Source organism: Vibrio mediterranei, assembly GCF_900088415.1.
Taxonomy (GTDB): Bacteria; Pseudomonadota; Gammaproteobacteria; order Enterobacterales; family Vibrionaceae; genus Vibrio; species Vibrio mediterranei.
The window spans coordinates 1,176,412-1,189,549 of record NZ_FLLQ01000001.1; the positions used below are offsets into that span (position 1 = coordinate 1,176,412).

General features: G+C 46.4%; 8 protein-coding genes. All 8 read right to left on the reverse strand.

Annotated features, from left to right (window positions below; genetic code table 11):
* Positions 1–21: 21 nt before the first annotated feature.
* Complete coding sequence (locus tag VME0621_RS05170) at positions 22–309, reverse strand: hypothetical protein (protein ID WP_031493268.1); 288 nt, start codon at positions 307–309, stop codon at positions 22–24.
* A 61-nt stretch (positions 310–370) separates the two neighbouring features.
* A complete protein-coding gene (locus VME0621_RS05175; protein ID WP_062456317.1) occupies positions 371–6,838 on the reverse strand; it encodes a calcium-binding protein in 6,468 nt (2,155 codons plus the stop codon).
* Positions 6,839–6,907: 69 nt separating this feature from the next.
* The gene (locus VME0621_RS05180; RefSeq protein ID WP_082795466.1) at positions 6,908–7,372 is read right to left on the reverse strand and encodes a toxin-activating lysine-acyltransferase; all 465 of its coding nucleotides are present in this window, start codon (positions 7,370–7,372) and stop codon (positions 6,908–6,910) included.
* Positions 7,373–7,621: 249 nt separating this feature from the next.
* The gene (locus tag VME0621_RS05185) at positions 7,622–8,524 is read right to left on the reverse strand and encodes a cache domain-containing protein (RefSeq protein ID WP_062456322.1); all 903 of its coding nucleotides are present in this window, start codon (positions 8,522–8,524) and stop codon (positions 7,622–7,624) included.
* Between the two features lie 11 nt (positions 8,525–8,535).
* The gene (locus VME0621_RS05190; RefSeq protein ID WP_006069828.1) at positions 8,536–9,876 is read right to left on the reverse strand and encodes a TRAP transporter large permease; all 1,341 of its coding nucleotides are present in this window, start codon (positions 9,874–9,876) and stop codon (positions 8,536–8,538) included.
* A 21-nt stretch (positions 9,877–9,897) separates the two neighbouring features.
* Positions 9,898–10,440: a TRAP transporter small permease gene (locus tag VME0621_RS05195; RefSeq protein WP_062456325.1), complete on the reverse strand. Its 543-nt coding sequence runs from the start codon at positions 10,438–10,440 to the stop codon at positions 9,898–9,900.
* A 123-nt stretch (positions 10,441–10,563) separates the two neighbouring features.
* Positions 10,564–11,565, reverse strand: coding sequence for a TRAP transporter substrate-binding protein (locus tag VME0621_RS05200; RefSeq protein ID WP_006069826.1), 1,002 nt, complete (start codon positions 11,563–11,565; stop codon positions 10,564–10,566).
* Between the two features lie 114 nt (positions 11,566–11,679).
* Entirely contained in the window at positions 11,680–13,131 is a 1,452-nt protein-coding gene (locus tag VME0621_RS05205) for an NAD(P)/FAD-dependent oxidoreductase (RefSeq protein ID WP_062456328.1), read from the reverse strand.
* Positions 13,132–13,138 lie beyond the last annotated feature (7 nt).

Genomic DNA, 13,138 nt, shown 5'->3' on the forward strand with positions numbered 1-13,138 from the left:
CTATTTTCAGTGATGATGCAATTAGCTAAAACTTGGCGCTAATGTGGTTTTCTCTTGGTCGCTGCTTGTACCTTCGGCCGGCTTCTCAGTAATCAAACCTCTACTTTTCAATTCTTCGAGTAGCTGAGTGTGGGTTTGCCAGCTTCGTAAAAACGCATCGGGAGACATCACCAATCGCAAGTTATGCTCCTTTGGAGGCTCTTTACCGCTAGTCTCTGGATCCACCGCAAAGGTGTAGAAATCCATGCGAATATTGCCCGCGATAATTGCGACGTTTTCAATACCATCAATGTAATGTTGATCTGCCATGATTTTGCTTTCCTTATTTAGAAAAAAAAGGCCTGACTCAATCACTGAGTCAGGCTCCCGATTACGCAAGACTTACTGCGCTATCAATTTTCGATTTAGAATCGTGCATGTCGCCAAGTATTGTTTCCACAACGCTCGACAGCTCGTTGTTTACATCTCCAAAGTCAACCTTATTTGCCTCTCCATCTTGTAACCAAGCTACCGTTGCTTCAGCTCCTGCCTCTAACGCTGCAACTGAATCAAAAGCAGCAAAGCCACGCAGCTGTTCAGATGCCGACGCATCCATACTATCCCAGTGCTGTTTTAGCTGTGCGAAGGTTAGGCTGGACAATCCTTGGACTTCAAATACGTCGTTATCGCCCCAGTTGTTTAAGCCAATTTCGCCAAGCGACTCATTGCCAAAAACAATATCGACCTGAGAGTGATCTTCAGAAAGAACGAGGTTATCCAAGGTAAAATTCAGGTCATTCTGAGTGTTGTTGCTGTTGATAAATAACGAGTCAACTTCAGACACAATATCCGACTCATAAATATCAAAACGGCCGCTTCCCAATGTAAACCGATAGCTGTCATTGCCTTCGCCACCAGTTACTTGAGCACTACCGAATCCAGATACGAACACGTCATTTCCTGAGTTCCCTAAAGATACCGACTGATCATCAAAGCTGAACAGAGAAGCGATACTATCGTGCTTATCACCACCAAAGGTACTCACAACGTTACCCATAAAGTCGGTAATACCACCTAACACATTATTGATGATTGTTGCGCCGCTTGAGGTTAGTAAGTCGAAGGTCTCCCAACCTAGGTTGAGGAAGACATCATTACCTTCACCACCAGAACTAACACCTGCTAAACCGATATTAAGTACGGTGTCATTGCCATCTCCCATGGACACCACATTGGCCAGTCCCATGTTAATCGCAAAGTCATCACCTAGTCCTGCGGTCACCGTGTTAGCACCACCAATAGTAGCAATCACATCATTACCACTACCGCCGCTGACAACCGACTTACTGCCCATGGCAACTATGAGGTCATCACCATTACCACCTACAACATGGTTGAACAGGCCACCAACAAAGATACCGTCATTACCTCCACCACCATCGACTAGGTTACGTACGCCTGCGGCAAACAACACATCACTTGCTGATCCAAACTCATCGACATAGTCACCATATACTTTGTTATCAATACCCATCACGAAAGCAACGTCACTACCTTTATGTAAGGAGACTGTATTTTCCACACCTATGGACACCACGTAGTCATTTTCAAACGTCGTACTGACATTATTTTTACGACCCACAACAACGGCGGTTGTTACGGCAAAACCACCTTTCACGGTATTTTCATTACCTAGAGCGAAAATGACGTTCTTCGAGGTCACCCCCGGAAGGCCGGGTGCAGTATCGCCTTTAATAGTATTTTTGTTACCGATCGCTGCCATCAAGTTTTCACCAGTGCCACCAGCTAGGTTGTTCTCATTACCAATCGCCAGCATCACGTCATTATCGAAGCCACCAGCTAAGGTATTTTCGGCACCAATCGCGAGCGCCACATTGGAGCCGTAGTCGTCACGCCAGATATTCTTCGCACCAACCATCAGCGCAATATCGTTACCACGCCCGGTGTAGACTACGTTCTCGCGTCCGACACCAATGGCTACATCGTCACCACGACCACCCATCATGCGGTTGGTATCTCCTAACGCCAACATCAAGTCACCCCAGTCACCTTGTTGATTCTGTTGCAACAGATAGTAGTCATGGTTAAACGATGGCAACCTCTGTGACCAATCAATACCAATCACATTGGGAATGGAGAAAGCAGGGATATTCACCGTCTGAGATGGTATTGTCAGCGAGTCCATTTCCACATAATCACCCAGGCTAAAATCTGGCACGCCAAACTCTGGTATCTCAAAATCTGGGATTTGGAAACCGTAAAATTCGCGACCACTCAATGCCGTTCCAAACAAGCTAAAGCCCGACAAATCAAAACCATTCAAATTGAACTCTGGCACTTTAATTTCAGGCAGCAATAAGGTAGGCAGTTGAACCGTAGTAAATTCTGGAGTAGGTGCAGAATCGCCAGAACTGTCCGCCGTAGAGTCCGAGGATTCACCGAGGGTAATATCATCCTTATGACGAAGCTCAAAGTCGTCCGGCGTGTTCCAAGTTCCGACAGAGGTGTCATTAATCAGATGATTATTGGTTCCCGCTTCTGCTGGAGTGTCTTCATCTCCGTACAAAAAGTAATTGTCTGAAGCCGCTTTAGTTGCGGTGTCGATATTGCCCAAATCTGCCGACTGGTGTGTGTAGGTATTGAGGAAAACACCGTTGTCGTTGATTCTCGGTTTAAACTCCGCTTGAGAGTTGAGAATGTTGCGACTCTGACCGCCTCCCGACTCATAGCCAGCAATATCACCAATCAACGAATCCATACCGCTGAATATCCCTGAATTCACATCCAACTCATAAGTGAGCTCAAGATCAAACCTATCCACTTCAACACCAAAGCCACTTAATGAAGGCATGCATAGCGATGGAAGCGTGATGCTTGGAATCTCAATTTCAGGAGTACTTAATGTAGGCAGATGAATTTCCGGTAATCCATAGTTGCCAAGAGAACCGTATTTGTATGATGGTGCAGACTTCACCTCGGGAATAGGTGGAATCTCAAAATCATATTGAGGAATGGTGAAGGAAGGGGTTTTCCAATCAGGCACACTCGGATCAGAGAAGTCTAGTTCAGGGAACAGGACATTGAAGTTAGCGGTCGCTTGTAGTTCTGCTTCAAAACTTGCAGAACCTAAGCTGCCTTCAACGGGATCACCACTGCGCTCACCTTTCTCATCCTTATCTTGGAACATATTGCCAGTGCCCTTTTTGAGCTCGGTAATCTCTTCCGTAGAAAAAGTAATCTCATTGTCCGCGGCGATCATATTGCGCTTACCGACAGCGAGAATGATATCGGCCCCACCACCTGCGGCGATCCAATTCTCTTTGCCGAATGCGGCAACAACATCGTTACCACTGCCAGACATAACGACGTTATTTTGACCAATAGTCAATACGACATCGTCTCCACCTTCGGTAAGCATGATGTTATGTTGCCCTGCAGCAGCAACAATGTCATTACCCCACCCTGTGAGTGCCACATTGTAGCGGCCCCCCATAATAGCAACATCGTCACCACCACCTGAGTGAACAAAGTTGGTGTAACCAAACGCGTAGATGGTGTCGTTACCTGATGCTGTAGAAATAATGTTCTTGGAACCGAGCGCCGCAACAGAGTCATCATCGCTACCAGTCAAAACGATATTGTCCATTCCGGCCACTATCACGCTGTTTTCACCGTCACCGGCTAGCATCACGTTTAGTTGACCTAACGCAATGAGCGTATCGTCACCATCGCCAGACCAGAATAAGTTTTTAGCTCCCACGCCCAGCAAGAAGTTGTCACCATTGCCAGCGAGCATAGCATTGAGATTACCTAACCCGGCGAAGGTATCGTTACCACTCGCGCCTTGGAAAAAGTTATTCGCGCCCACTGCGATAGCAATATTGTCGCCGCCCCCCATCACCATGATGTTATTGGCGCCGCCAACCATTACATCATCGTTACCACCAGCACCAAGGAACACATTATTGGTGCCTATGGCCGTCATAGTGTTATTGCCATCACCTGCAATAAATATGTTGGCATCACCCATAGAGCAAAGGGTATCATCGCCAGAACCACCCCAGATGATGTTATACATTCCCAAGGTCGTAATATCGTTGGTGCCATCACCAGCAATAATCAGGTTAGCGTAACCAAAGGCGACAATGAGGTCGTTACCTGAGCCCGTTTGCACTAAGTTGCCGCCACCATATGCTTTGACAACATTATTCCCTTCTCCAGCCAACACAATGTTGCCAGCACTGGTAACGTTGGCGAGATTTTTTAGATGGTCGACACCAGTGTCTTTGCCAAAGTCATCACCATCTTCGGTCACGATCGATAGTAATCCACCTGCTCGAATTTTGTCGTCTCCATCACCAGACAAAATAAAGTTACCAAAGCTATAGGCTCGGATTTCATTACCTGCGATCTCAACAGTTTCCGTTTGAGCAACAACGTTGTCTAGCACATAGCCAACACCATCGTTGTTACCTGTTCCTCTAAATTCAATGCGATTATTATCGGCACTTGCCGTCAACTCCAGTGTTCTTTGTTGCCAATTTGCAGAATCACCTGAGCTCGAAAATACCACCTCTCCGTTCCAAATAACCTCCATGCCTTCGTTGTTGGAGATGTTTGCTCGTTTAGCGAAGTCAAAGCTTAATCTTACTTTGTCACCTTCTTCTAGATCGGTGATATCCTGATAGATTGTCGTATTTCGGTCAGTCGCAAGTTCAGTAACCCTAGAACCATGGCCTTCATTGCTAACCCCATAAACGGACGCAGCATGACTCGCCTCTATTCCGTTGGTTGATTTCCAGCCATGACCGCCCTGTTCAAAGTCACCATTTACAATCAAATTGCCAAAGCTGTAAGAGCGGATTTCGTTACCCACAATTTCGCCATGAGATAGCTGACCCAAAGGTGAAGCCCCCGAACCACCGCCATTGCCGGTACCAATAATATTAAAGCCGCCCTCTGCACGGATAATATTCTTACCGTCACCAGCAAAGACGATATTTAGACCGCCCGCTGCGTGAATGGTGTTTCTGCCATTACCCGTAAAGACAAAGTTTCCACCACCAAAGGCATCAATATTATTTTGACCATGACCTGACAGCACAACATTCATACCTCCAGCGGTATAAATTGAGTTGTCTCCATGCGCCACTTGAACCACATTAAGGCCACCACGAGCATCAATGGTATTGTTGCCCCAACCCGCGGAGACCACGTTAACGCCGCCATAAGCTTTGATAGCGTCATTACCGTTACCTGAATCTATCGACTGGCCACCTATGGACAGAGATTCAATGACATCATTACCACTACCACTACTGATCTCCGCTCCAGCTGCGCTGACAAAAATCGAATTGTCACCATTCTTTGCGTCGATTTTTACGCCGACCGCTCTCACTTCAATGCGGTCGTCACCATCACCGACAAACACATTGCCACCAGCTGCATGTAAGACAACATGGTTGTTACCGTGACCAAGATCGAGCAACCCTACACCCGCACCAACGTACGCGTAATCGTTGCCGTTTCCTGCGGTAATACGAGCACCTGCCGCTCTCACATCAATATGGTTATTGCCCCCTTTCGCATCAATATTGACGCCAACAGCTCGAACGTTAATACGATCGTTACCATCACCGACACGCACTTCACCACCTACCGCATGAAAATCGACGGTATTATTGCCATGTCCTAAGTTGAGCAGGCCTACTGCAGCGCCAACATAGGCATAATCGTTACCGTTACCCGCGGTAATATTTGCGCCTGCGGCTCTAACGTCGAGGTGGTTATTACCCTCTCCAACATTCATGCTGACACCGACGGCACGAACATTAATACGGTCATTGCCATTACCAACACGTACCGTGCCCCCAACAGCTCGATAATCAACCGTATTGTTACCGTGCCCTAGGTCCACTAACCCAACACCTGCCCCGACATAGGCATAATCATTACCATTTCCGGCGGTGATATTGGCTCCTGCTGCGCGAATATATAAATCGTTATTGCCACTTCCGGCATTGACCGTGGCACCCACAGCATTGATGTTGATTATGTCATCGCCGCCTTCAGTACGGATCTTGGCGTAAATGCCTCTCGCATCAATTTCATCGTGCCCATTACCAGTCCATATGTCAGCGTGCGCCCCTCCAGCATAGACATAGTTGTTGCCATTCCAACCAGTATGAGCTGTGACCGATGCGCCTTTTGACACAATCCAATCATCGCCATCACCACTGTGGATATAGGAGGAAACAGCGCTGCTTGTGATGGTATCGTGACCACTGCCTGTTTTCACGTTAACCCCAGCACCCTCAGCAATGATGTTATTGTTACCGCCCCAACTTTCCACTTTGCATGAGAACAGACCAAACGCGTATACCGTATCGTCACCATAGCCAGTCGTGACACTGGTGTTGGCAGACTTCACGTTAATATCACGGTCATACCAATAACCCTTTTCAACTAAGGTGGCCTTCGAACCTACGTAGTTGACCGTAACATCCTTCTCACCAGTACCTAGCTCAATATACACGTTGCTACCAGACGTCACTTTATAGGTATCGTTGCCGGAACTGGCGTAGATGTTTACGTTGACAGCACCGACATTAACATAGTCATCTCCCGCACCATCCCAGATGTAGATTTGATTAAGGGCCTTGTTGTAGTTACCAATGACGTCGTTGCCATCTCCCCCGTAAATCCAAGACTCCCATGTTGTGTGTCCAGCATTCAAATCGTCGTTACCACCTCCGCCAGAGATGATGCTTTTGTGTGTGGCGTGACCCGCATGGAGCCTATCCGCGCCATTGCCACCTCGGTAATTTCGAGTACCCATATTTCTCCCTTACTTTTAGGTTGCCTTACATTGATGTCGCCACTCGATTAAAAATTTCATCGAGTGCCATCAATTAAAATATCCTTCTTGTTCATCCGTTAAATGACCCTTGCGATGCAAGAACACGCGGTCCGCTCGCTTTTCATCACCTATCCGGCGACACCATGCTTTGGTTTTATGTCGAAATTGAGCACTGAGCGAACGGCGAATAGATGTGCAGTTACCAAATGGAGCAATGAAGTCCATAAACCATAAATAGTTACCTCGGTTCCATTCTTCTTCAGGTAGCCATTCATCCTGTTCCATCAGTTTTTGATGCCAGGCTTCAGTCACTTGAGCCCAAGTCACTAGCCCAATTGGACCCTTGCTATCGTAGTAAATGCGGCATTGCCCCAGTCGAATCGCGTTAAGGAAGCGACTCTCCAGGACGTGAAGGGGGTATTCTCTGTGTAAGGGAGATTGCAGTAACAACCACGTCACTTCTCCTATGAGTTGCATTTCCTTTTCATTCGAAACAGTTCGTTCCTGTGACATGAAGCGACCTCTAACTGGTTATATTTTGAGCATATCTATATTGTTAGTAACTTCATGGAATTCAATCAATATAAAATACAGTAATTGTTATAATTTGTTTTAAATACCATGACACAGATCTATATAATCAATGTATATGAAACAAATTGTTCCATTATTGTGCTTTATGTGAATATAAAAGAGGAATTTAAAGGGTTCGCTACCAACCAATACAACACGGCTGATAGCGATGAAGAGGGGGTGATGGGATTAAGATGAAGCAGTTTTAACGTAATAGCCCACAGCGACAAGTTTATTGTCGATCACACGGTAGTATGTATGTTTGGTTTCAACTTTGTTCGACTGAGGGTTCAACCATTTATAGGTATAAACGCCGCGTCCATTTTCCTTAGCTAGAGTCAGTAATTCGGTAAGAATAGGTTTGTTATCTGGGCTTAGGATCTCATCATGTGAGCGGCCCACTAATTCAGGAGACGCACCATGAGCAAGAAACTTACCCGAATTCATATCCATCACAAATACGTATAAATCCCCCTCCACGAAACTACCGTCGGTGTCGTTAAACTCATCGATACTTTTCTGCTCAGATTCCACCATGGCTTTCATTGCCCTAGCCAGTAATCGTTTCGCCTCAGCTGCACTGGAACGCTCGGGGTAATAGCCCACAGCAACTATTACATCACCTACACGTTCAAAGAACGTAGTTTTGGGCTCCCCCATACGGTCGGTAGGATTAGCCCAGTTGTACTTCACTTCACCGTAACCATCATGTACCGCTTTCGTGATCATCTCTCGGAAAAACGGCTTACCGTAAACATCTTGAGTATCAAGCACACTGTCACCAACCAACACCATGGACGAACCTCCACTGGCGAGAAATTCGCCATCAATACCTAAGGCAAAGACATAGAGCTCTCCATCAATGTATTCGGGGTCACTCATGAAATCTTTAACACTCTCATCCCCTTCGGTTTGTACATGTATCACCGCTTTCGCCAACAAGGTTTTGGCACGCTTTTCTGCGTCACTGGCGACATGAGGCTCAGTAATATCCAAGACATTGACGGCAGTGCTGCTTTCAGCTCTTACAACAAAACTCGTTAACATGCCGGACAAGGCACAGCCTATCACCATCAGTTTCAATACGTTCATGGATATCTCTCCTAATAGCCGACTAATGACGGAAGCCATAGCGTAATTTGTGGGAAGAAGGCAATAACAAACACGCCAATTACCGAAGCCAGCACAAATGGGTGGATCTTCGCGGTAATCTGTTCCACCGTGGCTCCCCCTATCCCTGAGGCGACAAAAATATTCTCCCCGAGAGGTGGCGTCGCAAACCCTATCGATAACGTACATACCACAACAATACCTACGTGAGTTGGATCAGCGCCAAGCATGTACATAATAGGTAGCAGAACAGGCACGATAATCATGATTGCCGCTAACGTTTCCATAAACATGCCGATAAACAGCAATAAAATGATAGTTAATGCCCAAACGAGATACATATTGTCGGTAAAGCCAAGCAATGACTCGGCGACCACTACTGGAATCTTTTGCTCAATCAGTAAGCGACCAAACACGGTTGCCGCGAATAAGATCAATAGGACACGCCCAGTAATCCATGTTGTCGTCGACAGGGACTTAAGGATATTTTTGAATGACAGTTCGCGGTGAATAAATAAACCAACAAATAGCGAGTAGAAAATAGCAACCACCGCAGACTCTGTTGGAGTAAACATACCGCTATAGATACCACCGAGAATCAAAAATGGCGCTAATATTGACCAAAGTCCCCGACGCAATGAGTGTCGAATCTCACCAAAAGACCAGTTTTCAGTCAGCCCTTGATAGCCTTGTTTTTTGGCAATCATGTAATTGGTGAACACCAAGGTTGATGCCATGATCAAACCAGGAATAACACCCGCGACAAACAGTTTAGGAATCGACAGCGAGGCAAACTGGCCGTGCTGAGCAATAGCCTCAGGCGGCGCCATCAAACCCATTGCAGAGATACCGAAGATGACCAACGGAATCGACGGTGGAATAATGATCCCAAGTCCGCCGGAGGCCGCGGTAACCGCGGAAGCATAACTTTTTTCATAATCACGCTTCACCATAGCCGGTACCATTAACATACCTACTGCTGCAGTGGTTGCGGGTCCAGAGCCAGAAATGGCACCAAAGAATAGACACGCCATAACGGTTGCCGCTCCGAGGCCGCCGGTTACAGGCCCCGCTAAGCTTTCGGCAATGTCCACCAAGCGTTTAGAGATACCAGCAGCTTCCATCAAAGCACCAGCCAGTACAAACGATGGTAATGCCATCAACGGGAAGTTACCCACTGAGGTAAACGCAATTTGCACAAGTGCAATCGGGTTTTTATCCAATATCAAATACGCGGCCATGGAGGCACCTGCGAGCGATACGGTAATTGGCGCGCCAAGGATTAACAGCGTTAAAAAGCCACCAAATAAGATTAGAGTTAAATAGGATTCCATAATTACATCTCTCTGTTACGACTATGGCAGTGACTTTTGAGCGGTCATTTTGCGAAGCTCTTTTACTTCGGGGTCTTCATTTTGAGCCCCTTTGAATAAACGCTCATAATTGTTCCAAATGATTCGAACCATCATTAGGGAAAAGGCTATCGGCAAAATCATGTAGAAGTACTTCATTGGGATGCCAGTCGTTTGCGATTTCCAAAATAGATTCATTTTGTTGAAAACAAAGTCGTAACTGAGGTAAACAAAGTAACCGTTGAACAGCAGCCATAAGAAATCTGCGATGGTTTCACTGATGGTCTGAACAATCGGTGGAAAGAACTTGAAGTGGAAACTCACTCGGTTATGAGCGGACATTTTCGCGGCAACTACCGCACCTAGATAAGCGAACCAAACAAACATGTAGGTGGCGACTTCATCACCCCAAGGAATGGAATAGTCAAACAACTGACGAGTTAAAATTTGCGTGAACAGCAGTAAGACAAAGCTCGCTAGTAGTAAACAACAGGTGTACTCCTCAATGTTGTTTAGGTGTTTTCTAATTATTTTAGCGACTGACATATAACCTCCAATGTTGATTTTTACATGACAACCAGTCGCTCAATATGTATGAACAGATAAACGAGTAAAGCCATGCAAAAACCCTATCTATCAGGTCACCAATAGATAGGGCGTAACTAATCGTTATTGTCTACCCAGTAGCTCAAGAACGTTGTCTAGCTTCTCTTTACCTCCGATGCTTGAGTAGAATTTTGGCCAAACAGACGTCGTGACTTTCTCGATCCACTCTTTTTCACCATTGGCAGGGTCGGTAAATACCATGCCCTTGTCTTCAAGGTCTTTACGAATCTTGCTCTCAGTTTGCTCAAGGTAAGCGAAGCTATGCTCTGTCGCCTCTTGGCCTGCTTCCAGAATGGTTTTTTGCATCTCTGGAGTTTGTTGCTGGAATACAGTTTCACTGACAATCAACGGCTCAAGAGAGAAGATGTAGCGAATATTAGTGACATACTTTTGTACCTCATTAAATTTCATCGCATACACTGTGATGTATGGGTTATCTTGACCATCTACCACGCCCTGTTGCAGACCTGTAAAAGTCTCAGACCACGCCATTGGAGTTGGGTTTACGCCCCATGCTTGATAAGACGCGATCATGATTTCGTTGCGAGGAACACGAATAACCAACCCTTTTAAATCTTCCGGTGAAGCCACTGGTTTCTTCGAGTTGGTCAAGACTCTAAAGCCTGAGTACGCCCAACCTACAATACGAACGCCTGCGTCACGAATGGTGTTTTCAACCAACTCCTGACCAACCTGGCCTTGTGTCAATAGCACTGCTTCTTCAGGGCTTTGAATCACATATGGCATGGTAAGTAGGCCAACCGTTGGTGAAAATGGGGTTACGTTGTTTATAGCTAGAACAGAGAAGTCTAATAGACCGATAGCCGCATCATTGACGGTGTCTTGTTCATTACCCAATTGTCCATTTGGAAATAGGTCAATCTTTACTTTGCCATCCGTCTTTTTCTCCATTAGCTCGGAGAACGTTGTGGCTAGCTCCCATTGCGTTCCACCAGCGGCATCGCCAATAGCCATTTTGAAATTTGCTGCCGCAGCCGTATATGAGAACACTGCCGTCGCCGCAATTGTCATGCCCGCAATGATTTTGTTCTTAATAAGTTTCATAGTCTTAACCTTTAATATCGTACAGACATCCGCTCTGTACTTTGCTCACAAGGTGACCTGGTACAACTTTCCTGGTCGTCATTATTTCCCTATTTTGGAAACATATTTTGAGTGTCACAGCACCTCATCCTTTAGCGAATACCACTGATAAAGGAATCGCTGTCCTACTCGTCGAAATGGTGCAAACATCTCTGATTCCACCACTTCCCTCACGTTTGGAAACGGAAGTTTTGATTCGAATATGGGTAGATCCAGTTTGTGTCCTTCTCCGCCAATCCATTGAGCCAGACGTTTGCCGGCTTGTGCGGAATACATCACACCATTACCGCCGTAACCTAAGGCGTAGAATATGGATTGCGATGGATTGGGCTGATAGATCCTTGGCATCATGTCGTGGCTTACATCCACCCATCCCCACCATGAGTAATCGATTTTGATCTGATCTAGGGCTGGGAATTTACGCGTGAGATCGGCGCGCAACATATCTTCATATTTCTTCTCTGGCGCATTTTTACCTGTAATAGCACTGCGAGTTCCTATCTGAACTCGATTGTCTGGTAGTAAGCGATAGTAATGACGAAGAACACGCGTATCGGTAATCACCTGATTGGTTTTGAAATTACACGCGGCAATCTCCTGTTGCGTCAAAGGGCGCGTAACCATTGAATTGGACAGCACTGGCAACAAACGGTTTTTTAGCTCAGAGTGCAGACCTTGACTGGTGTAGCCACCAGTGCAAACCCCAACTGAACGAGCCTTTACCACACCACCTGGTGTTTTAAGGTAGTGCACGCCACCGCGAGTTTCCCATCCCATAACAGGGCTTGACGGGTGAACTTTCACACCCAATGCTCGTGCTTTTCTCAAGTAGCCAAACGCCAGTTTACCTGCGTGAATGCCGATGCCTTCTGGCTCGTGCATTGCACCTGCGGCTTCTTGATCGCCGACGTAATCGCGTTTTACTGTCTCAGCATCCAAAATTTGCGCATCGTAATTGAAGGTGTCACGCAGCAGTTTTGCTTCTTTCTCTAAACCTGGCATCATTTTGGGTCGGTGCGCCACATAGAGGTGACCGCCAGGCTGTGGGTCGCAGTCGATATCTTTGATTAACTCTTTAAATGTGTTCATACCATCAACGCATTCGCGGTGCATTTTCAAAGCCGTTTCTAGACCCCAGCGTTCAATCCACTGAGAGCGCTTTAGCCTCCCTGAAGCACATTGAGCCTGACCGCCATTTCGAGTACTGCAGCCCCAACTTAAGCGATTCGCCTCAATAACGGTTGCTTGAATACCGTACATTTCGGCAAGGTGTATAGCCGTACTCAGCCCAGTAAATCCAGAACCAATAATGGCAACATCAACGTCCATATCGGACATTATTGGCCCATCATCTTCTGGTGGTGCACCTGCCGTATCAACCCAGTATGTTGGCGCATACTCTTTACCGTGACCTGGCGTTTTGTCTTTTAGAGGATCATATTTCGGGTCGTATTTGTCTTTGGCTTGGGTACTTTTCGCTTTAGCTTCTACAGCATCTACTGCTGGTTGTTCCATTACTAAACTCATAATTCGA